Origin of the sequence: Rhizobium sullae (genome assembly GCF_900169785.1) — a bacterium.
GTDB classification, from domain to species: domain Bacteria; phylum Pseudomonadota; class Alphaproteobacteria; order Rhizobiales; family Rhizobiaceae; genus Rhizobium; species Rhizobium sullae.
This window is the reverse complement of sequence record NZ_FWER01000033.1, coordinates 40,662-63,475: the sequence shown is the minus strand read 5'-3', so window position 1 is coordinate 63,475 and position 22,814 is coordinate 40,662. Positions and strand designations below refer to the sequence as shown.

Genomic DNA, 22,814 nt, shown 5'->3' with positions numbered 1-22,814 from the left:
AAAGCGAATGGTTTCAGCGAGGTAGCGGCGTGATGCTTGACGCTATTTTCACCCGGCGTCCCTTGCCCTGCTTCCGCGCCTGGGGCCTCGTCCTGGCGATACCCCACAGGGGAGCGGCTTTCGGCGACTTTTCAAACCCTTCGACGATTTGGCCGATAATTTCTAGAACGCGCTCCTCCTCGCCCATCTCTCCGTGGGTCTGCAGTGCTTCGAACGCTTCCTCCAACACCTCCAGGGCCACCGGGGATGGGACCGCTCCCAGGACGCCAGGAACAGGCGAGGCAACCCGCTGTTCACCGTCATCGAAGAGCTCTTCGAATAGCTTTTCCCCCGGTCGCATCCCAATCGTTGTGATCGGAATATCCACTTCAGGCGTGAACCCGGCCAAGGTTATCATACGCTTGGCAATGTCGATGATCTTGATCGGTTCTCCCATATCCAGGACGAAAATCTCTCCCTGGCCGATTTCGCCTTCCAGGCCATAGGCCGAAGCCTGCAATGTTAGTTCGACTGCTTCCCGGATTGTCATAAAGAAGCGAGTCATGTTCGGGTCCGTTATTGTCAGCGGCCCGCCGCGCGCGAGTTGCTTCTTAAACAGAGGAATCAAAGAGCCGCTCGACCCGAGTACGTTTCCAAACCGCACTGTCATGAAACGCGGTCCACGATGTTCGTCAAAGCCTCGAAGATCCAGCGCCTGGCAATAAAGCTCTGCAAGGCGTTTTGTCGCTCCCATCACACTCGTCGGATTGACCACTTTGTCGGTCGACACTTGCACCATCGCCAGAACGCCACTTCGCGCCGCCGCCCGTGCAACGTTCATTGTGCCAACAACATTTGTCAGGACACCTTCGCATGCGTTCATCTCGACCATCGGCACGTGCTTCAGTGCCGCGGCGTGAAACACCAATTCTGGTCGATGGTCTTCGAAGATGCGATCGACGCGCTTCGCACGGCGCACGTTGCACATATGTGGGAAGCGCGGAACATCCGGAAAACGCTCGCTGAGTTCCATATCGATCTGGTAAAGGTTGAGTTCGCAGTTCTCAATCAACACCACCTCCGCCGGCTCGCAGGCGGCTATTTGCAACGTCAACTCACTTCCGATCGACCCTCCCGCACCTGTTACCAAAACCCGTCGGCCCTTGACCAATCGGTCAATCGCTTCGTGATCGAGGGCAGCCTGTGGTCGCTCCAGCAAATCGGTAAGCTCGATGGCTCGCAGTTCAAAGCGGTTTTCCCTATGTGCATTTTTCAGTTCCGTCATCTGAGAGAGGCGCGAAACAGAAATACCCATTGACTCGGCCTGACGTATAAGTGTCTCCGATCGCTCATCGCCGAAAGCAGAAGGTGGCTCGGTAAAAACGATGTGGCGGGGGCACAGCCCTTGACGTTTGAGCTGTTCCACAGCAAATCCGAACTGGTCGAGCGTTCCAAGAATTGGAACGCCACGCAGCGTCATTCCTTGATGCACAGAGTCAACGTCCAGGCAGCCGACGGGCAGATGCTGGCAGTTCTTGTCGCGACTGACAGCACGCAGATATAAATCTGCCGCCCCTTGTGCACCGACGAGCAGCGTGGGGACGCGTCGCACGTTTACCGAGGAAGCCTGGGTCACCGCCCTTCCCCATTGCCGTAACTCGTCCCATCTGAAACTAAGGCGCGAAGCGAGCAAGAAGGCTGCGAGCAATAATGGCTCAACGACGATCGCGCTCCGCGGAATATCCTCCAGCCTTGTGCCGAAGAAGAGTATAACGACGAAAAGACCCGAGCTAATGGCAACAGCACGCACGACGGTGCCGAGGTCGGCAACCGAACCATATCGCCAATTTCGACTGTAAAGACCGCAAAGCGGAAAGAGGATTGCACACATCGCCAGGTACTGCCAGCAGGCTATAGCCAACGCCCGCACCACCTCCGCACGCAGCGCCAAAGCATCGACGCCGTATCGAAGCATGAATGCAAACGAGAGTGCGAGGACTGCCGCGAACAAGTCGGCAACAAATAGGCCAGGCGACTTGCTTACATTTAAGATGGCCGCGCGCAACCGTCGCCAGCCGGCGGCCGACAGCCGCTTTGATACGATTTGGAGTGCATGAGTGCGGCGCGCCCTCGGCCCCATCGCGTCGGGCTGTGGTTCGGTCCACGCTTGATCGTCGCGTCGCATGACGTCCCCCTCACAATCCGCACTTGCAGCATTCTTAAAAAGCGACTCTGCTCAGTTTTCCGCGCCTCACAAAGAATACTCATGTGGGCCAACTGACTTTGGGATCGAACTGGATAGTGTAGCATTGCGGCAAATGACTTATGCATTGGCTGCGACTCTTCATAGTACATTCGCACAAACATTCCGAGCTGTAAATGGATGTTTATAGTATCAAAACTCTATGGATTTAATGATCTAAACGTATATCATTCGCCTATACTTGTTGCTTCAGAGCAATAATACCCCAATCTGATTAATCCTATTTTGTATTGTTACGAGAAAATGTCTTCTGAATACGGACTTCGATCGCTCATACGGATTAGTTGCACCATTCCGCTGTGTTAATCAAACAATTGGCCTCACGAATCCGGTGGGAGCAAGCAGACGTTTGGCCGAAGAAGACAATTGTCTCCTGCAGATATCGTCAACCAAGCCAACCAGTGCGGGATCCATATATTCACTAAAGGCGCCAACTCGACCGCGCCGCATTCTCAAGCTTTCCTTGTCCGACCGATCATAATCATGCGCCGGGATTCCTTGGGCAATCTCCTGTTCTTGCATCGCTTCAAAGCGCCCGGCGTCGACGGCACGCCTTAAAGCTTCTGGTTTGACTGCGCAGCCCAAAAAGGCGAGAGCGGCTGTCGTTTCAACTTCTGTTTGACGCGAGAGCGCCTCATAACTGACAATATGGTGCCGCCTGTGCGACAGTCCTTTTGCCCAGCCGTTGAGATAGCGGCACATGGCCGGCAAACCCTGCTCGCCATCTGAAACGAACTCAGTCAGGCCACCCGCGAAACGATGTTTGTGCCGAGTAGCGTGGAAATAGGCAGACACAACGACATCGCGTGGATCGCGAACCATCAGGATGACAGGACGGTTGAAGAAAAGTGTCCGCCTGTAGTGGAGGTGGCTCACCCAAATTTTCGGAATTGTGTATTCGATTCCGTTCTTGTTAAAACCCGGAATGCCTCTTTCTGTGTCTAAATCAAAGTTCGGTACGACCGAAAACATGTTGTGCAAGTCGATCGCTTGGCCAATGCCTGCGACATCAGCAAAGTAGTGTGACAGCAAGTAACGAAACCATGTCCTGCCGGATTTGGGATATGAAGTTAGGAAGCTGTCTGCCTGGAGCGCATAGCGCATCAGCATTGTGCGTCTTCGGATTCGCCGCACCGCCTTGACCGGAAATGAACTCATCTGCTTCACTCGCGCCGTTCGAGATGGGTTACATCCCATGCCATTTGGTCCCATGCGCTCAGGACGCTCTGCCTGGAATATTTGTCGACCGACCTACATGCGTTGGCCGCCAATCGGCGCCTAAGCTCGCTGTCGGATATCGTTTGCTCTAAAGCTTGCGCAAGAGCGCCGATATCTTCGGGCGGAACAAGCAAGCCGTCGTGCCCATTGGTTATCATGACCTCGGGGCCCCATTTGCATGCGAATGAAACGACCGGAAGGCCAGCGGCCATCGCCTCAAGCAGGACGATACCCCAACCCTCGTAGCGCGACGACAGAACAAAAATGTCAGTTGTCTCGATCCATTCACCCGGCGTTTTTGTTATCCCAGGCAAGTCGACGCGGCTGGCAAGTCCAAGCGCTTCGCGCTGCGCTTCGAGCTCCTGCCGGGCTTCGCCTTCACCCCAGATAACCAATCGCCACGAGGGAAACCGCGCTTCGATACGGGCGAACGCCTGCAACAACAGGTCAAATCCCTTCTGGCGAGTGAGCCGACCAACCGCCGTCAAGACGTTGCTGCCGCGACGGTCGCTCCAGCCGACAGGCAGGTTGACCGCATTTGGAATGACCCATGATCGGCGGCGCTGCGCGATGGAAAAATGATCCATCGCGCCCTGTGTCATGGTTACAAGCCCAAAGGCTCGCGGATATAGAGTCCGCTGGAGAAGTTTCCAAAGTGGCCCAAAGGGTTGAGCGTCCGGATTGTTTCGTTCCGACACAACGGTGGGGATACCGGTTCCAAGCGTGGCTACCAAGGCGAGGAGATTGGTTCGGGTCAAAAAGCTGAGCAAAAAGTCCGGTTTGCGTCTGGAGATCTCGGCTCGCATGCGCCGGACACGCAAAAAGGCAAGCCACGTTGCCACCAAAAAGGGCGCCCGTCTGGGCGGTACGCCAATCCGTCTAATGCGCACCCGAGGCGAGAAGGTGTAATATGGCGTGGCATCATGGTTCTCAAGTGTCAACAGCGTCACATCGTAACCGACCTCCGCCCAATGGTTAGCGAGCATATTGACGACGTGTTCCGTGCCTCCCGCTCCAAGCGCTGGCAGAACGATGAGCACCTTTAAGGGCCGTCCGGTCGGAAGAGTGGCGTAGCTGCCGTTCATCGGCACCTGTCCAACGATGACGCACCCCCGTCAATGCAGAACACAGCTTTCTCAGGGATACTCGCCGATAATCCGATGCTCCGCCAACTTTTCCATGAACTGATCAAAATTCGACCATCCATCCCCATCCCCATCCTCCCAAGGATCGCTGGTTCCAGGCTTTGCACCCACGGCCAGCTCGATACTGTCTGCGATACCGTCACCATCCGCGTCAGCATATGCTTCGCCCGGCGCGATGGGCGGCAATTCACCCGGCGCCTTGACCATCCGCCCCTGTCCGGTCTGGTTCATGTCCGCGATCTCCTTAATGAGTCTTGCATCGATTGCGTCCCTCGGAAACGCGCCCGCACGCTGGCGCACATTCCGATAAGCGTCGGTGGCAGTTAGGATGTTGCCGACTGACAGCGGACAAGGCGGCGTCGACACGAGAAGCCTCTCAGTATCCGGTGCGACCAAGGCGACCTTTTTCGAGCCAGAACTCCAGGTCAGATTGTCATGCTGGTAGATGCGCGGCTCGGCGGCACTGTTGGTATCGTTCCAATTTATCGCGTAGGTGATGACTTCGGTACTGGGCCCGGCTTTGAAATAATTACCAACGTAGGAGATTGGCGTGCCGCCGGGATATTGCGAAAAAACTTCGCCCCATTCGGAGCGCGCATTAAAGAATACATTGTTTATGACGTCAATGCATGACCCACCATAGTGATTATTGTCGGGATTCCGGTCCCGATTTGACACGCAGGCGTTGCCCCAGAACGTGATCTCCTGAGGCTGGCGCGGATCAGATCCGAGCAATGCGCACTTGCTGTGCTTATTTAAGCCTTCGCCGAAGATTGAGTGAGCGATCGTTACTTTGGTGGAGTCAGCGTGGGTATTTATGTTTTCATCCGTGGCCCACGAACCGGATATATGATCGACATAAATATTGGAGCTGTCCTCAATCGTCAGGGCATCGACGTTCTCCACGCTGTTGGGAAAACGCGGTCGAATCCTGATATGGCGAAGAATCACGTTATGGCTTCTCTTGATTATGAATGGCGTATGCTTGTTCTTGCGGTCCTTGTTGCTGATGGTCAGCAGGACTCCGCCGCCTGGCGCCGTCTGGCCAAGGATTGATACGAAGCTGCTATCCTCTCCGATCATGATCGGTCGCGTTAGTTCCACAATTCCGGCGACTTTGAACAGGCAGTTGCGGGGTCCTTGCGCCTCTACGCATTCGCGCAACGTTCCAGGCCCATTATCATTGAGGCTGGTGACATAGATGATGCGGCCTCCCCGTCCACCCTGGCTGAACTTGCCGTACCCATCCGCGTGCTCAAACGCCAACCTCTCACCCGCCCGAACCTCTGAGGGATCGACGCTAATTCCAAGCGCTAGCATGCACAGAATAGATGACGTCCACAAAGCGGAACAAGCTCTCATAAGACAATGTCCTGCTTTACTAAAGGAATTTAGGCACACATCCTCTCATCGCAGAAATAGCCTCTCCCGAAACTTCGCGACGAACTGAGACATGGCGAAATTATATTCTGTGTAAACATATTACGCCTAACGGCGGATGGGAAGACGCTATTTGGGATTACACTTGTACATAAGCGCAACAGCTCCAAAANAACATATTACGCCTAACGGCGGATGGGAAGACGCTATTTGGGATTACACTTGTACATAAGCGCAACAGCTCCAAAAAATTGACAATACCGTGGACCAGGCCGTATGATCACTCGCTAAATAAGGCTGACCGAATGCAAAAGTCGTCAAATNAAATTGACAATACCGTGGACCAGGCCGTATGATCACTCGCTAAATAAGGCTGACCGAATGCAAAAGTCGTCAAATCGACAGGGCATTGCAGGTTTTGAGTTGGTCATGGTGAGGATGTCGTCGCGTGTCCATCAAACCAGTCGTCGTAGCATTTCCGTTTCTTGGGGATGAGGTAGGGGGCAGCCACATTTCCGCGGTTGATTTGATCGCGGGCTTAGATTCCACTTTGATCAAATGTCTGATCATATTGCACATCACCGATGGCGCACTGGCGAGCTATCTGACGAAACGCGGGATGACCTTTTTTGCTGCTCCGAGAGGGCAGGTCCTATCGCCCGCGCACCGGCTGCCACATCAAAACAGGTTGAAGGTCGCCGCTGCCTATGCCGCCTACCTTCCTCGTCTCGTTCGCTTCCTGCGCGGCCACCTTGTTGACGTGGTACACACAAATGACGGCCAGATGCATGCGACATGGGCAATACCCGCACGGATTTCGGGCGCACGATTGCTATGGCACCATCGCGGAGATCCGACCGCACGCGCTGCAAATTTCCTCGCCCCCGTCCTTGCTAATGAGATCGTGACCGTCTCGAATTTCGCACGGCCAAGCCGACCTATTCTTCCGATTGACGACCGGGTGACCGTCTTACACAGTCCCTTCGAGCACCCAATTTCGCTGCCCGACAGAGCCCAATGTCATCATCAGCTCTGCGAGGAACTGAACCTGAAGGGGAATATCCGCTTTGCCGGATATATTGGCGTTCTCACCGCGCGCAAGCGGCCATTGCACTTCGTGGAGACGATCGCAGCCTTTGGGAAACGCTATCCCGGGATCACGTTGCACGGTGTTCTACTTGGCTTGCCAGAGCCCGGCGGCGACCGGCTTGATGAGAAAGTCCGCTCCTATGCGGATGAACTCGGGATTGGCGATAGGATACATCTTATGGGATTCCGTTCGCCCATCTCTCCATTGATGTGCGCGCTTGATGCGCTCCTCGTTCCGGCAATCAACGAGCCCTTCGGGCGCACGCTGATTGAGGCTATGATGCTCGGCACGCCAGTCATTGCGACGAACCACGGCGGCAATCCGGAGGCTATTGTCGACGGCGAGAACGGGTATCTCGTCCCGGCCGAATCTCCGCAGGCATTCGTTGAGCCGCTCCATCGCCTTTTGACCAATCGAACCCAGTGGGAACGCGTCAGCGAAACCGCTCGCTCGGCCGCTTTGTCGCATTACAGCGCAAGCAGCCATATCGAGGGGATCACGAGCATCTACGAGCGGATGAGGAACTAGCCAGCAAGGCTTGCAAAGACAGTTGCGATATGAGGGGCAGCCATGGACCGTTTGGACTTCCTAATCATCGGCGCGGCGAAAAGCGCTACAACATGGCTGCAGCAGTCCCTTCAGAGGCATCCGGATGTCTATATGCCCGATCCCGAACTGCACTACTTCAGTCGGGTCTACGGAAACGGGGCTGCATGGTACGCGGATCAGTTTCGGCCGCCGCGCGACGACCTTGTTATTGGCGAAAAATCGAACTCATATATGGATACGCCGGAGGCTGCCGCGCGCATTCATGGTGACTTTCCAAATGTGCGGCTGATTGCTCAGCTCAGAAACCCTGTCGAGCGTGCATACTCGGACTATTGCATGCTCTATCGAAGGGGTGAGGTGGGCCGCGAAATAGGCCAGTATCTCGACCCGCGAGCCGGCCAGGGCGGTCGTTTTTTAAACGGCGGCCTCTACTACGATCAGTTGCAAGGTTTCCTTGACCGTTTCGGATCCGATAATCTGCTGGTCCTACTTTATGAAAATATTTCGATCGAACCACGTCGTCAGCTCGATCGTGTAGGGAGTTTTCTCGGGCTGCGGGCAGAGCTGCAGGTGCCGCCGGTAGCAGAAAAAGTCAAGGACAAGAAGCAGCCTCTAGTAGGCCCGGAGATGCGACGATGGCTGGCGCCTTTCAAAACGACGGTCAAACCGTTCCGACATACCGCCGCCTTCAAGAAGGCCCGCTCGCTCATCGCTCGAGAGATAAATTACGCAACGCTTTCAGAGGATCTGAAAGAGCGGCTCATCGGCTATTACGAGCCGCAAATCGATAAACTTGGCACGCTGATGGATGTCGATCTGACGCCATGGCTTCAAAACACGCAGATCGCTCAACTCCCGGTGAAGGAATGAACAATGGCAGCATGCCATGGAGGGGAAGCCGTGCTCAACGCACCGAATAGCGACAAAGCAAGCCACCTTCGCCGGTTGGAAGCTGAAGCCATCCATATCATGCGCGAAGTCGCCGCTGAATTCTCAAAACCGGTGATGCTTTTCTCCGTCGGCAAAGACTCCTGTGTCATGCTTCATCTTGCCAGGAAAGCCTTTTACCCGGCAAAGCCACCATTTCCGCTCCTGCACGTCGACACCGGATGGAAATTTCGGGAGATGATCACCTTCCGTGATCGGGTCGTTGCAGAACTTGGACTTCAGCTACTCGTCCACATAAATGAGGACGGTTTGCAGCAAAACGTCAATCCCTTCACACATGGGTCCAACGTTCACACCCATATCATGAAGACGCTTGCACTACGTCAGGCTCTTGACAAATATGGCTTCGACGCGGCCTTTGGCGGAGCTCGCCGTGACGAAGACAAGTCGCGAGCCAAGGAGCGAATATTCTCATTTCGCAACGCAGAACACGGCTGGGATCCGAAAGCCCAGCGGCCTGAGATGTGGAAGACCTATAACACGCGTGTCGCTCGCAACGAGTCGATACGCGTCTTTCCGCTGTCCAACTGGACTGAGCTCGACATCTGGCACTACATCCAGAGAGAAAAAATTCCGGTCGTACCGCTCTACTTCGCAGCCGAGCGGCCGGTCGTGAGGCGTGATGGCGCTTTTATAGTCATCGATGATGATCGCATGCCCCTCACAGCGTCCGATATCGTCGAACGCCGACGAGTGCGTTTCCGCACGCTTGGCTGTTACCCGCTCACGGCTGCAACCTTGTCCGATGCGGTCAACGTCGAAGAGATCATCGAGGAGATGCTCACCTCCCGCACGTCGGAAAGACATGGACGAATGATCGATAAGGATGAGGCCGGCGCAATGGAGAGGAAGAAGCGCGAGGGGTACTTCTAATGCGATATACGGACGGACCATTAAAGGAAACCGACGCAGCGTCTCTGCCAGCCCCCCAAGACGAAAAAACCCTGCTGCGCTTTTTAACCTGCGGCTCTGTCGACGACGGGAAATCGACGCTCATTGGACGCCTGCTCCACCAAACAAACTGCATTCTCGAAGACCAGCTCGTTGCCCTGGAGCGCGACAGCAAATTATTCGGAACGACCGGCGATGAAATAGACTTCTCGCTGCTCGTTGACGGATTGGAGGCCGAGAGACAACAGGGCATAACAATCGACGTAGCCTACCGTTTTTTTTCGACCGATCGACGGAAGTTCATTGTCGCCGACACGCCGGGGCATGAAGAATATACGCGCAATATGGCAACGGGTGCCTCAACGGCGGATTTGGCGGTCGTGTTGGTCGATGCGCGCCAAGGGGTGCTGCAGCAGACAAGGCGGCACACCTTTATTGCGGCACTGCTTGGCATCCGCAATGTTGTACTGGCTGTCAATAAGTTCGATCTCGTCGCATATGATCAGCGAGTATTCTATGAGATCAGTGATGAGTTCATGCAGTTCGCGGAGAAATTCGCGTTCGATACCATCCAAGTGATTCCAATTTCAGCCCTTTCCGGAGACAATGTCAGTCAGCCCTCCGTCAAGATGGCCTGGTATGACGGACCGGCATTGCTCAACTATCTTGAGACCGTCCCAGTCGCTGCCGGGCAAGCACGTAGACCGTTCCGATTTCCAGTTCAGCTCGTCAACCGCCCCGATTCAAGCTTTCGCGGTTATGCAGGCCAAGTTGCCTCCGGCGAGGTATCTGTGGGTGATCGAGTAACTATCGCAAAGTCAGGCCAGCAAACCCGAATCAAAGAAATTGTCACATACGACGGATCACTGTTGACGGCGCGCGAAGGCGATGCCGTAACCATTCTCCTCGAAGATCAAGTGGAGCTTTCCCGCGGGAACATGCTCGTGGCGTCAGACGATCGGCCAGAAATTGCCGACCAGTTTCAAGCGCACGTTATCTGGTTCGATCGCAAAGACATGCTTCCTGGCCGTTCGTATCTCCTGCGAACCGAGACCGAATGCATCGGGGCAACTATCACCGACCTCAAGTACAGCATCGACGTTAACAGCTGTGCTCAGTTGGCTGCAAAGTCACTGCACATGAACGAGATCGGGGTGTGCAATTTTTCCACGCAATCCGCGATTGCCTTTGACCCCTTTGCCAAAAACCGCGTTACGGGCAACTTCATAATCATCGATCGGCTGACCAATGCCACGGTCGGCGCAGGGATGATTGATTTTGCTTTACGCCGGGCCGACAACGTTCACTGGCAGGCCCTCGATGTTAACAAGGCTGCGCGGGCTCACAGCCTGGGTCAGCGGCCGCGCGTGATCTGGTTTACTGGTCTTTCTGGCTCCGGCAAATCCACAATCGCAAACCTGCTTGAAAAGCGGCTCACAGCCAACGGCCTGCATACCTACATCCTCGACGGCGACAATATCCGCCATGGGCTCAATCGTGATTTAGGCTTTACAGATGCAGATCGCGTGGAGAACATTCGCCGGGTGGCTGAGGTGGCTAAGCTGATGCTGGACGCGGGCCTTATCGTCCTCGTGTCCTTTATTTCCCCCTTCCGTTCGGAACGACAGATGGCCCGCAATCTTATGCAGGATGATTTCGTTGAAGTTTTCGTTGATACGCCGATCGAGGAATGCGCCAAGAGAGACCCGAAGGGGCTATATAAAAAGGCAAAAGCAGGCGAGCTTAAGAACTTTACGGGGATCAGCTCCCCCTACGAGATTCCCTTGGAGCCGGAAATCCGCCTCAGCACCATGGGCATGGATCCCGGTCTGCTGGCTGCACGGATAGAAGATTATTTGAATAGAAGCGAGGCTTCTCGCTGAGCTGCGCATCAGCCGCAGACGTGGTCTGATCGGCACGCCTCGTCCTGCGGCAGTGGCGAGTTCAACGTCGCGCTTTCCGGCTGCCTGGGCTGGTCGGCAAGACAGTGCTAGCTGCAAAGGCACCAAGCGCACCTACCCCCATCCCCCGCCTTGCAATATGCAGGCATATGAGATCTCCGTTTACAAGCCGCCATCAAAAGTTACCCTAAGGAAACGAAGGTGGTGCGTCCGGCGCGACCTATTCCAAGCTCACCTGCTGGAAGTCATTCTCAAATCGCTTTACGACATCCACTCGTATTACGTTTACCTGGTTCTATTTGATTCTCTATGAAAGTGCTCGGCGGCAATGGCGGAACATCTAAAACTGAAGGTTGGCGCCACATACATCTCCCGAAAAACGGGAAAGAAGATTGTTGTCACAGCCATCGAGGATGGCCGGGTCTATTTCACTATCGAAGGGTTTAACCCGATTTCGCCACTTTTTCTGACGACTGAGAAATTTATCCATCTGGTCGGGCTCGATCAGGCGTCTCACTAAGCCTTTGGGTTAGACATCAACGACGCGTTGCCTGCGCGCCACGATAATGCGCGATGATTTCTGGCGGAGAAAAGACCCGCTGCGTTTTTCTGCCATAGAAAAAGACGCCGCTTGCGCCATCCTCTGCATAAGGAGCCGGTATGAGATGATCGAGATACTGAGCCCAAAAGCATGCGAGCTTCGCCATTTTACCCACCTTTCGAGACCTAAAAAGGCCGCTCGCGAGATAATCGACTGCCCACATAAACTGAATTCCCGGCCCGCCGTTTGCACCCGAGTCCAGTCTTTCGAACTGCCGAAATAAGTACCGATGGCCGCTTTCGGTAAATCGTGTGAAGTCGAATGCGCCCTCATGAACCTGCTGCATGAAAGGGGTCTCGGCGTAAACCAAACCAGATGGCTTCAAAACCCGCCATATCTCTGCGACTACCTCGCTCGGCTGGAGAACGTGCTCCAGTACGGCTTGAACAATCACGCAATCGAATGTCTCGGCTGGTAAAGGTATCTTATGAGCATCGGCAACAAATTGGACATGAGGCGTGACGTAAACGTCGAAACTGTAAACCTCCAAGCGCGGATGGTCGTAGACTGGCTCAAGCCCATTGCCGACGCTCCCACCGCCAATGATGAGCACTTTCGAAGGGCCGTCATTTTTCTCCAGATGACGTACTAAATTCAATATGTTCACGCGTGTCCCCGACTTCGCCGGAGAGACCATTCGCTTTAGTGAACGCTGCAAACCAGTGTACTCCGGCCGAACGATGGCGCTCCCTGCATTGCGGCAAGTGATTTCGCTTTCAGTGAAAACTGATTGCTCAAAATCGATGAGGATCGGAGCTCCATCTATCATCCGATATTCGAACACCCTCTCGCTGCCGCTGTCATTTGCAACGAGCTTGCCACCTTCGAGACGCAGCGGGCTCATCGTGCGGGGGCATAGGAGAAGGTCAATGCAATCAGCGCGAGGAACGAGCATAGCTAGCCTCCGGTTGCGTTTTCATATCGTGTAGATGGGGGCATGCAGGTGGCTTTCCACCTTTTACCGTAAGTGAAATAGCACAAACGCGGTGGTTGTTAAATATTAAAATAATCTAAATTATAGAATGCCGTTTTAATCTCGTTGCGCTGCAAAAGAGTAAGGGTTTAATTCAATTCCGCTCTGTTTTCTCGCGTAGCACTTAACTTAGGTTGCAACTGGAAATAAGTATAAAATAATGCCGTGGACAGATTTGCTGTTGCCAACACACTGATAATCAGCAAGCTCCTGAGCGTCGACCTTGATGTTGTCTATCAAATCCTGGGACCCTTTATGCTGTGGCTTGCCCACTGCGCTGTCGCGCCGTGGAATGCCTTGATTGGATCCTCGAATATTAAGGTCTCCTAGATCGGCGGCTTCGGGCCGACACGGCCCGGAGCCGAAGAGTGCGATCGAGGCTCGCACTGGTGCGCGTAGCGGAAGCCCGCGCCGGTTTTTTCGCCAACCGGTCAATGCGCCCTTCCGTAATGTTTGCTCGCGCCCAACAGGTGTCGGGAATAGTCATGCTCGACCGCTCCTTTGCGCAACCTTTCGATATCCACCTGCTCGACAATCTCGCCTGCCTCCATGATGGCGACGTGGCTGCACATGTGGGACACGACGGCGAGATCGTGGCTGACGAGCAAATAGGTGAGGCCGCGCTCCTTACGCAGATCCTGCAGCAGATTGAGGATTTCCGCCTGGACCGACACGTCCAGCGCAGACGTGGGTTCGTCAAGGAGTAGGACGGCCGGATCAAGTACCAGAGCACGAGCAATGGCCACACGCTGCCGTTGCCCGCCGGAGAGCTGGTGCGGAAATCGGTAACTGAGCGACGGATCGAGGCCAACCGACCACAGCACGCCATCCACGTCCACCGAGTTGATCGCGAGCCCCTGGTTCCGAAGCGGCTCTTTGAGCTGCGCGCGGATTGTCTTGCGGGGATGGAGTGATCCGTAAGGGTCCTGAAAGACCATCTGCACGCGGCGGAAGAACGGCCGGTCGCGCCGCCGGTCCAATGTGCTTCCATCCAGCTTGATCCGGCCGTCGTAATTCGGATTGAGGCCGGATATCGCGCGCAGCACTGTGGACTTGCCGCAGCCGGATTCCCCCACCAAGCCGAAAGCCGTGCCCTTCTTGATGGCAAGGCTGACGTTCCTGACGACCGGCCTCTGGGTGGGATCAAAACGGATCGTGAGATTGTCGATTTCGATCACCGTGCCGTCTCCAAACCAATGTCAGTGAGCCAGGCCGGGTCGCGCTTCAATATCGGCAGCCGTACGGGCGGATCGTCGATCGACGGCAGCGATGCGAGCAGGCCTTGCGTATAGGGATGCCTTGCATTTGCGAAGTCAGAGGCCCTGAGGACCTCGACGACGCGGCCGGCATACATGATCAGCACCCGGTCGCAGAAGTTCCGGACGAGGTTCAGGTCGTGGCTGATGAAAATCAGGCCGAGGTTGCGGCGAGCGACGAGTTCATCAAGCAGTGCCAGGATTTCGAGCCGTACTGTGACATCGAGGGCGGATGTCGGCTCGTCAGCGATCAGAACCTCCGGTTCCGCAATCAGCATCATGGCGATCATCACGCGCTGGCCCATGCCGCCCGATATCTCGTGCGGATAGAGGCGAGCCACGCTTTCCGGATCGCGGATCTGGACGGCCTCGAGCATCGCGAGCGTCTGCTGATGAGCCTGCTTTGCGTTCGCCTTCGGATAGTGAAAACGATAGGTTTCGGCAATCTGCTCGCCGATCCGCATGACGGGGTTCAGCGAATATTTCGGGTCCTGCAGGATCAGTCCGATCCGTCGCCCCCGTATTGTCATCATCCTACGCTCGCCGGCTTTGATGAGATCCACATCCCGAAACGTCATCCGGTCCGCGGTGACGACGGCAGTCGGTGGCAGCAGCTTCATGATGGCACGCCCGACCGTCGACTTGCCGGATCCGGATTCGCCGATGATCCCGAGTTTTTCCTGTCCGAGCGAAAAGCTGACGCCGCGCACCGCCCGCACGGCTCCGCCGCCGAAGGCGATCTCGAGATTGCGGATGTCGATGAGGGAAGAACTCATTCCGAACCTCGTGGATCAAGGACGTCCCGAAGTGCGTCGCCGACGAGGTTGAACGCAAGGCTCACCAGCGCAATCGCAATGCCGGGTGCAGCAATGACCCAGGGACTGTCGAGCATGAATTCACGCCCGGTCGCCGCCATCGCTCCCCATTCTGGCCAAGGCGGCTGCGCGCCGAGGCCGAGGAACCCGAGCCCTGCGGCGGTGATGATGATGCCGGCCATGTTGAGGGTCACGCGCACGATCACCGACGGAATGCACATCGGCAGGATGTGGCGGGTGATGATGGCCATTGGCGTCGCCCCCTGCAGACGCACGGCGGCGATGAAATCGGCCTTGCGCAGACTGAGCGTCTCGGCGCGCGCAAGCCGGGCGATCGGCGGCCATGCGGTCAACGAAATTGCGATGATCGCGTTGGTAATGCCGGGACCGAGCGCTGCCGCAAAGCCCAATGCCAACACCAGGCCTGGAAAGGAAAGGAAAATGTCGGTGATCCGCATCAGGATTTCATCGACGATGCCGCCGAAATAACCGGAGCAGGTGCCAATCAGAAGGCCCATCGGCGCAACGATGACGGTAACGAGCATGATGATGTAAAGCGTGGTGCGCGCGCCGTAGATCACACGGGAAAAGACGTCGCGGCCGAAATTGTCGGTGCCAAGCCAATGCTCTGCCGAAGGCGGAGCGAGGCGCCCCGCCATGTCCTGAACGATCGGATCGTAACGCGTCAGCAGTGGCGCGGCGACCGCGACCAGGATCAGCAGTCCGATGATTGCCAGCCCAGCCAAACCGAGCGGATGCAAGCGGAACTTCAGCCACCCCTGATGGAATTGCTGTACCGACGACTGAAACCAGCCCCGCGGTTCGGGCGCGCGCAGCCATTTGCGAAAGCCGCTGTCGGCGGCGCGATCTGTGTGTTCGGCGGAGATTGTCATCGGCATCACCGTGTTCTCGGATCAAGAATGCGATAAAGCACATCCGAAATGATGTTGATCGTCAGGAAGACAGCCCCAATGGTCAGCACCGCGCCCATCACGACATTCATGTCGTTCATCTGAAGTCCGCGGGTCAGATACTGGCCGAGTCCCGGCCAACCGAAGACGGTCTCGATGAGCACTGCCCCTTCAAGGAGGCCCCCGAAGGTGAGCGCCATGATCGTCAGCAGTTGCACGCGGATATTTCTGAAGGCATGTCGCCAGACGACCTTCCGCAGTCCGAGCCCTTTTGCCCTCGCCGTTATGATATATTCCTGGCTGAGCTGTTCCAGCATGAAGCTGCGCGACATGCGGCTGATATAAGCCACGGAATAGTAGCCGAGGATCGCGCCCGGCAGGATGATGTGTCCGAGCGCACTTCGGAACACATCCCACTGGCGCTCGATCGCCGAATCGATCAGCAGGAAGCCGGTGACCGGCGTGACGAGCCCCTCGTAGAATACGTCCACCCGGCCGGATGCGCCGACGAGTTTCAGCTTCGCATAGAAGATGAAGAGCGCCATCAGCCCGGTCCAGAAGATCGGGATGGAGTGGCCGGCGAGCGCAACGATGCGCGCGATGTGGTCGATGATCGTGCCGCGCCTGACGGCCGCAGTGATGCCAAGCGGAACGCCGACAAGGGCGCCGACAATCATGGCGATGATGGCAAGCTCGATGGTCGCCGGGAAGATGGTCAGCAGATCGGTGAGTATCGGCTGACCGGTCGTCGCAGATGTGCCGAGGTCGCCCGTCGCAACCTTCCGCACATAGTTCAGGAACTGCACCCAGATCGGCTGTCCCAACCCCAACTCGTTATAGACGCGATCATAGACGTCCTTGCTCACCTCCGCCCCGGTAATGGCGAGCACCGGGTCGGCTGGAAGCAGGCGGCCCATCGAAAAGGTGAGGAACAGCAGGCCGAGGAGCGTTGTCACGACCGCCACGACACGCCCTGCCAGTCGCCGCAGGATGGTCACGAGCGGATGCGGCGGCGGCGCGTGGGCGGCGCCGTCCTCGTCCATACTGCGGTCCGCATCCCGTTTCGATGTCAGATCGGCATTCACCACGGGAAATTACTCCTTCGTCACGTCGTGCCAGCGCGTCGACCAGGTCGTATGCCCATGATAGCCCTTGACATTGGCACGCATGACATACGGGTCAGTGCGCTGGAAGAAGATGACGAGCGGGGCGTCCATGCCGCTGTAGATGCCGTCCATCTTCTGGAAGATCTCCGCGCGCTTTCCCGCATTGCGTTCCTTCATCGACTGATCGACGAGCGCATTGAGCTCGTCCACCTTCATCCCGGCCCGCCAGAGGTAGTAGCTGCCGAGACGCGCCTCGTCGCTGTTGTCGGGATTGTAGGCGTATTGCGTGGCAACGGCGAACGGATCCGGCAGCCGGGCACCCGAGTTGCCGAGCAGGACCTCATACTTGCGCTCGCGGAATGCGGGGGTGAATTCGCCGGGCACGAGATTGAGATCAAGGCCGGCGGCGCGGGCGCTCGCCTGCAGCGCTTCTGCGAAAGGCAAGGTTGCCGCACCCGACGGGTTGAGCACCTTCTTCAGGCCGTTCGGATATCCGGCCTCGGCCAGCAATTTCTTGGCCTTGGCGGGATCATAATCGTAGCGCGATGCCGCATCTTCCGGCGCTCCGATCATTCCGCGAGGGATCATCGACTGCCATGGAAAGCCGGTATAACGCATGATGTTGCCGGAGATCGCCTTCCAGTCGAACGCGTGCTGAAACGCCTCACGGACCTTGGGCTTCTGCAGGTCCGGATCCTTTTGGTTGAGCGCAACATAGTAGAAGCCGAGGCCCGGAACGCTCTCGATCACCATATCCTTGCTATTCGACAAGGCATCAAGGTCGCCGCTTGCGATGTATTGGCCGACATCGACGTCACCGGCTTCGAGCTGCAGCCTGAGGTTGCCAGATTCTGGTATGTGGCGGGCGACAACACGTGCCATGGCCGGTGCGCCGCCCCAATAGTCCTTCTGCGCATTGAAGATCGCGACGTCGTTCGGGCGCCATTGCGCCAGCGCGAACGGTCCGCTTCCTGCCGAATTGGCCGACAGCCACGCACCAGCGAGGTCGCCATTCGCCTCGTGCGATAACGCCGTTTTCTTGTCGATGATGCCGATCGACGAGCCGGCGAGGGAATAAAGCACAAGATCGGTATTGACGGCCAGTGGCAATTCAATCTCCAGAGTGTGCTCGTCTTTGGCCCGGACGAGCTTGTCCACGTTCTCGGGCGTGAAGCCCCAGAGCGCGATATCGGTTGAGCCGACCTGCCCCATCTTGATCACACGCTGGATGGACCACGCGGCGTCTTCGGCCGTGACCGGATTACCGCTCTGGAAGACCGCATCGTCGCGCAAGGTCAAGGTGATGATCTTGCCGTCTTCGGAAACGAGCCAATTCGTGGCAAGCATCGGCTTCAGCGTCTTAAGATCATCCGGCGACAGCTGGACGAGGTTGTCATAGATGTTCGAGATCAGTTCGGAAACCGTGCGGGCGTTGTTCTGTGCTGGGTCGAGCGTCCGGATGCCGGTAAGATTGGTACCGATCACCAGCATGTTTGGTGGTGACGCCGCAAAGGATGGCTGCGCCGTGATCAAAGCGCCAGCAAGTGTGATCGTCGTCAGCAAGTTCTTCAGCATCTCAAGACCTCCCAATCTCGCGGCGCAGCAGTTTCGGCGCCTTTTGTCTTTCAGTTATGAATTCAAACTCAGCCTGCCGCCTGCGCGGAAACCTATTGGTCCGCAGGCGCAAGGATATCGCCTGCGACCTCCCAGCCCTTGAGCAGGCGAACCAATTCTTCGCGATCCTTTTGATCAAGCAGCGGCAGTCCCGGCACGCGCACCGGTCCGACGTTGAGGCCGGAATGCGCCACAGCCTCCTTTACGACCGTAACATTCGCGCCGTTGCGGAATTTCGTCCGCATGCGCTCAAAGGGCTCGAGCCGATTGATGATGGCGCGTGCAGCTTCGAAATCGCCCTTGGCCAGTGCATCGTGGACCGCAAGCGACAACTGTGGCGCAACGTTGACAAGGCCGGATGTGAAGCCCCGCGCACCAGCGGCCGTGAAGGATAGCGCCCAGCTTTCTGCAAGGCCGCAGACGAACAGCGCTCCCGCCGGATCCGACGCTGCTATGGCCCTGGAGAGAAGCATCAGATCCGGCGTCGCGAACTTGATGCCGGCAATGTTGCCGTGGGCTGCAAGACGGACCATGTCGTCGACATTGAAGCCGTCCGCCCGCACATAGGCAACCAGCGGCAAAGGCGAAGCGTCCGCAAGACTGCAGAAATAGTCGATCTGCGCGGACGGCGCGGCAAAGGGATCGACGGGCTGGTGTGACATGACCGCCGTTGCACCGATCGCGGCTGCATCCTTGGCCATCCGGATTGCTTCGCGCAGCGACCTGCCGATTGCGGCCGTCACAGGGGCTCTGCCGTCAACGCCGGAAACCGCAGCTTCGTGCACGCTGCGGATCTCCTCCGGGGTCAAAGCGTAGAATTCGCCGGTGTTTCCTGCAGCGACGATATTGTGAATGCCAGCGATCGCCACCCGCCGATAGACCGTCGCCGTGGTCCGGGGTTCGACCTCGCCATTTCCGTCATAGGCCGTCACGGGAACACCCGACACGCCTCTAAGCGCTTGACGCATGGTTGCGATGCTCATCTTCTTTCCCTGTTCCCTTCCATCAATTGCTGAACCGGAAGGGCGGCAGGCCCTCCGCATCCACGTCAAAGGCGATGACCGTACCCGCTTCGAAATGGCCGCTGCGATCGCTCGATAGGCTAGTGACGAAGAGCGTCCGCATATCCGGCCCGCCGAAGCAGGGCATCGTTGGTGCGGCGACCGGCAGAATATAAATCTCGACGATGTCGCCACCTGGAGAAATCCGGTTGAGCCGGCCCGCAGAAACGCCTGCACTCCAATAGGTGCCGTCCCGGTCGGTTGCGGCGCCGTCCGGCCGGCCCTCCTCCTCCGTGAAGACCCGAAGCCGTCCGGCGTTTCCGGGCTCGCCTGTGGCCGGATCGAAATCAAAAGCCTGCAGGAAGCATTGGCGGCTGTCGGAGTGATACATCCGCCGGCCGTCTGGCGACCAGGCAAGGCCGTTGGAGCTGGTCAATCCTGTTGCGATGGTCCGCGCCATGCCATCGGAGCTCACCCGGTAAAGCGCCGCATCATTGACCTGCGGCTTGGCTTCGCTCATCGACCCGACCCAGAAATGGCCGTCAGGGCCAACCTTGCCATCGTTGAGGCGGCAATTTACGCCTCTCCCCACTGGATCGCATAAAAACTCGAGGCTTCCGGAAGCGGGGTCGAAAAGGTGAATGCCCGATCGAAGGGCAACAACGATACGGCGGTCACGGCAAAGCCCAAGGCTGCCGATCGCCGAAGGCATTCGGAAGCTGTCGATCTTCCCCTGCGCCGAAAGCCGGACGATAGCCGGCGCCTGGATGTCTACGAGCCAAAGATATCCGGTCTTCTCGTCCCATACCGGCGATTCGCCGACGCCCAGCGGTTGCTGCAGCATCGGACGGACTTCCGGATGGATGATCCGCGGCGCCGTCACGGAACCGTCTCCAGGCTCTTGGCCAAACCCTCGGCGTCCCGCGTGCGGATGATGCCGTCGTGATTGATCTCACAGAACCCTCCGCCCTGGAACGCAAGAGCAACCGGCCCTTCTGACGGCTCCTCGATGCGCGCATGATCCCGCGGGCGGTCTTGCGGCTGATAGCCCAATTTGGCCGCGACCTCGTTGTCCCACCAGGGCTCCTCGGTATCGGAAACGCCGTAGACCACTGTTGCGGCGATAAGCGGGTGGGATAGGCCGATCCTGACCAATTGCGCCAGATCCCGCGCACTGATCCAGATTGCCACCGACCGCTCGCTGTTAGGGTAGGTTCCGGCGTTGCCGATGCGGATGGAAAAAGTGCGAATGCCGCAGGTGTCGTAGTAAAGCCCTCCCACCAGTTCGCCCCAGCATTTGGAAAGCCCATAAGGGCTGTCCGGGCGCATAGGATCCAGCGGAGACACGATCTGGCCGCGCGGATAAAAGCCCGTGGCGTGATTGCTCGATGCGTAGACGACCCGCCGGACGCTGTTGATCCGTGCGGCCTCGTAGAGATTGTATGTCCCAAGCACGTTCGCCTGCAAAATGGCGTTCATGTCGATGCCGCTTGCAATGCCGGCCAGATGGACGACGCCATCAACATCCTCAAGGGCGGCCGTTGCCTCATCGAGCCTTGTAAGGTCAGCCCTGACGAAGCTTTCATTTTCACCGAGCCGGGCAGGTTCATGGAAATCGATCAGGCGCACGTGCTCGACATACGGCCGAAGAAGCGGGCGCAGCAACGTCCCTATGCGTCCGGCAGCGCCTGTGAGAGCCAGCCGTTTCATCGTCCCTTCCTCCCCAACATCGCTCAAACCCCCTGGAACATGCGGGCGCGCGCATTCAGTATGTGTCTTTTCATCGCGTCATGGGCCTCGGCTTCGTTGCGCGCCAAGATTGCCTCCACGATCACCGCGTGCTCGTCCTGGACGCTGCGTATCTGTTCGGGCGTCCGCTTGAGGCTCAGGCTTCGCGTCACCGAGTGCCCGATGGCGAAATGCGGCCTGAACCACTCGCGAACCGTGATGTGGAACTGGTTTCCGGTTGCCATGGCAATCGCATCGTGAAGCGCCTGGTCCTCCTCGGCGCCAAGTTTGCCGTCCCGCAGACATTGTTCGATAGCAAAGAGCGCGGCGGTTATCCGCTCCTTGTCGGCCGGCTGCCAGTTGCGTGCGGCAAGCTCCGCGGCCTCGGCCTCGAGGCCGGCGCGGAATTCGAAAAAACGCTGCACGTCGGCAAGGGAGCCGACCGGGACCATTTTCAGCATGGACGAATCCGGTCGTTGCCGCACGTAGGAGCCTGAACCCTTGCGCGAGACGACCAGTCCGTCAGCCCTCAAACGCTCGAGCGCTTCGCGCACGACAGGCCTTGATGCACCGAACATGACGGCGAGCTTCGATTCCGGCGGCAACCGCTCATTCACCGGAAAGTTTCCGTCCGCAATCATCCCCACGATCTTCTCGTAGATGATGTCACTGAAGCGCGTTGCGCCCCGGTTCGAATCGGCAACGGCCGACAGTTTCATCATCGCCCTTCTTTCTGCCGCCAGGCAGCAAATTCCGCGGCTGCCTCCTCGCCGGGAGGGTAAAGGCCGAATATGCCTTGCCCGGCCTGCACCCGCTCCTCGACGAAGTCTTCGAAGACCGTCTGCTCGAAGGCCTCGTTTGCCACCTCCTCGGCCATCGCAGCGGGGATGACGACCACGCCCTCGTTGTCGCCAACCATGATATCGCCCGGGTAGACGGGCACATCGCCGCAGCCGATCGGCTGATTGATGTCGAGCGCATGATGGCGCACCAAGTTCGTCGGCGCCGATGGTGCCGCGTGATAAGCGGCGAACGGCAAAGCGGCGATATCCGGCGTATCCCGGAAACCGCCGTCTGTGACGACGCCGGCCGCACCCCGCTTGAAAAGGCGCGTAATCAGAATACCGCCGGCCGATGCCGCAGAAGGATCCTTGCGGCTGTCGATGACCAGCACGCAGCCCGGCGGACACTCCTCGATGGCGCGGCGCTGCGGATGGCTCCGATCGGCAAAGACGCCAAGGTGATCGATGTCCTCGCGGGCGGGAATGTAGCGCAGCGTGAAGGCAGGGCCGACGAGGCGCGGGGCCTGCGGATTGATCTTGTGGACGCCGCAAATGAAGACGTTCCTCAAGCCGCGCTTCAGCAGCACCGTCGTCAGCGTCGCCGTCGAAACAGCTTTCAGTTTTTCGCGCACAGCATCTGACAGTTCCATGTTTTTCACACTC

Annotated in this window: 19 protein-coding genes; 4 read left to right on the top strand and 15 right to left on the bottom strand. The window is 57.5% G+C overall.

Annotated elements, in window-relative coordinates; all coding sequences use genetic code 11:
• Positions 1–13: 13 nt before the first annotated feature.
• The 4 genes from BN1800_RS25180 to BN1800_RS25165 form a co-directional block, all read right to left on the bottom strand.
• Positions 14–2,164 carry a polysaccharide biosynthesis protein gene (locus tag BN1800_RS25180; protein ID WP_087001620.1) on the bottom strand — a complete coding sequence of 717 codons (2,151 nt, stop codon included), beginning with the start codon at positions 2,162–2,164 and terminating at the stop codon, positions 14–16.
• 384 nt (positions 2,165–2,548) lie between these two features.
• Complete coding sequence (locus BN1800_RS25175) at positions 2,549–3,400, bottom strand: sulfotransferase domain-containing protein (protein WP_087001652.1); 852 nt, start codon at positions 3,398–3,400, stop codon at positions 2,549–2,551.
• Positions 3,401–3,405: 5 nt separating this feature from the next.
• The gene (locus tag BN1800_RS25170; RefSeq protein WP_087001619.1) at positions 3,406–4,545 is read right to left on the bottom strand and encodes a glycosyltransferase family 4 protein; all 1,140 of its coding nucleotides are present in this window, start codon (positions 4,543–4,545) and stop codon (positions 3,406–3,408) included.
• A gap of 51 nt (positions 4,546–4,596) precedes the next feature.
• The gene (locus BN1800_RS25165) at positions 4,597–5,871 is read right to left on the bottom strand and encodes a pectate lyase family protein (RefSeq protein ID WP_179213880.1); all 1,275 of its coding nucleotides are present in this window, start codon (positions 5,869–5,871) and stop codon (positions 4,597–4,599) included.
• Between the two features lie 733 nt (positions 5,872–6,604).
• On the opposite strand from BN1800_RS25165, the gene BN1800_RS25160 reads away from it, so the two are divergent.
• From BN1800_RS25160 to cysN, 4 genes are read left to right on the top strand one after another with little or no spacing between them, the layout of a single operon-like run.
• The gene (locus BN1800_RS25160) at positions 6,605–7,603 is read left to right on the top strand and encodes a glycosyltransferase family 4 protein (protein ID WP_143534079.1); all 999 of its coding nucleotides are present in this window, start codon (positions 6,605–6,607) and stop codon (positions 7,601–7,603) included.
• A gap of 42 nt (positions 7,604–7,645) precedes the next feature.
• Positions 7,646–8,494 carry a sulfotransferase family protein gene (locus tag BN1800_RS25155; protein ID WP_087001616.1) on the top strand — a complete coding sequence of 283 codons (849 nt, stop codon included), beginning with the start codon at positions 7,646–7,648 and terminating at the stop codon, positions 8,492–8,494.
• Positions 8,495–8,497: 3 nt separating this feature from the next.
• Complete coding sequence (cysD, locus tag BN1800_RS25150; RefSeq protein ID WP_087001615.1) at positions 8,498–9,445, top strand: sulfate adenylyltransferase subunit CysD; 948 nt, start codon at positions 8,498–8,500, stop codon at positions 9,443–9,445.
• Positions 9,445–11,346, top strand: coding sequence for a sulfate adenylyltransferase subunit CysN (cysN, locus tag BN1800_RS25145; protein ID WP_087001614.1), 1,902 nt, complete (start codon positions 9,445–9,447; stop codon positions 11,344–11,346). The genes cysD and cysN overlap by 1 nt, the downstream gene beginning before the upstream one ends.
• A 554-nt stretch (positions 11,347–11,900) precedes the next feature.
• On the opposite strand, the gene BN1800_RS25135 is transcribed toward cysN, so the two are convergent.
• The 11 genes from BN1800_RS25135 to BN1800_RS25085 form a co-directional block, all read right to left on the bottom strand.
• Positions 11,901–12,860: a class I SAM-dependent methyltransferase gene (locus tag BN1800_RS25135; protein ID WP_087001613.1), complete on the bottom strand. Its 960-nt coding sequence runs from the start codon at positions 12,858–12,860 to the stop codon at positions 11,901–11,903.
• A gap of 509 nt (positions 12,861–13,369) precedes the next feature.
• On the bottom strand, positions 13,370–14,116 hold the full coding sequence (locus tag BN1800_RS25130; protein ID WP_087001612.1) for an ABC transporter ATP-binding protein: 747 nt from the start codon (positions 14,114–14,116) through the stop codon (positions 13,370–13,372).
• Positions 14,113–14,970, bottom strand: coding sequence for an ABC transporter ATP-binding protein (locus BN1800_RS25125; RefSeq protein ID WP_087001611.1), 858 nt, complete (start codon positions 14,968–14,970; stop codon positions 14,113–14,115). The genes BN1800_RS25130 and BN1800_RS25125 overlap by 4 nt, the downstream gene beginning before the upstream one ends.
• A complete protein-coding gene (locus BN1800_RS25120; protein WP_027511004.1) occupies positions 14,967–15,902 on the bottom strand; it encodes an ABC transporter permease in 936 nt (311 codons plus the stop codon). The genes BN1800_RS25125 and BN1800_RS25120 overlap by 4 nt, the downstream gene beginning before the upstream one ends.
• A gap of 5 nt (positions 15,903–15,907) precedes the next feature.
• A complete protein-coding gene (locus tag BN1800_RS25115) occupies positions 15,908–17,008 on the bottom strand; it encodes an ABC transporter permease (protein ID WP_087001610.1) in 1,101 nt (366 codons plus the stop codon).
• A 6-nt stretch (positions 17,009–17,014) separates the two neighbouring features.
• Positions 17,015–18,601 (bottom strand): ABC transporter substrate-binding protein, encoded by a 1,587-nt coding sequence (locus BN1800_RS25110; RefSeq protein ID WP_087001609.1) that lies wholly within the window; start codon positions 18,599–18,601, stop codon positions 17,015–17,017.
• A 92-nt stretch (positions 18,602–18,693) separates the two neighbouring features.
• Entirely contained in the window at positions 18,694–19,623 is a 930-nt protein-coding gene (locus BN1800_RS25105) for a dihydrodipicolinate synthase family protein (RefSeq protein ID WP_087001608.1), read from the bottom strand.
• Positions 19,624–19,645: 22 nt separating this feature from the next.
• The gene (locus BN1800_RS25100; RefSeq protein ID WP_087001607.1) at positions 19,646–20,524 is read right to left on the bottom strand and encodes an SMP-30/gluconolactonase/LRE family protein; all 879 of its coding nucleotides are present in this window, start codon (positions 20,522–20,524) and stop codon (positions 19,646–19,648) included.
• Positions 20,521–21,351 (bottom strand): NAD-dependent epimerase/dehydratase family protein, encoded by an 831-nt coding sequence (locus tag BN1800_RS25095; protein ID WP_027511009.1) that lies wholly within the window; start codon positions 21,349–21,351, stop codon positions 20,521–20,523. The genes BN1800_RS25100 and BN1800_RS25095 overlap by 4 nt, the downstream gene beginning before the upstream one ends.
• Positions 21,352–21,374: 23 nt before the next feature.
• Positions 21,375–22,088, bottom strand: coding sequence for a FadR/GntR family transcriptional regulator (locus BN1800_RS25090; protein ID WP_087001651.1), 714 nt, complete (start codon positions 22,086–22,088; stop codon positions 21,375–21,377).
• Positions 22,088–22,801: a ribonuclease activity regulator RraA gene (locus BN1800_RS25085; RefSeq protein WP_087001650.1), complete on the bottom strand. Its 714-nt coding sequence runs from the start codon at positions 22,799–22,801 to the stop codon at positions 22,088–22,090. Before BN1800_RS25085 ends, BN1800_RS25090 begins: the two co-directional genes overlap by 1 nt.
• Positions 22,802–22,814 lie beyond the last annotated feature (13 nt).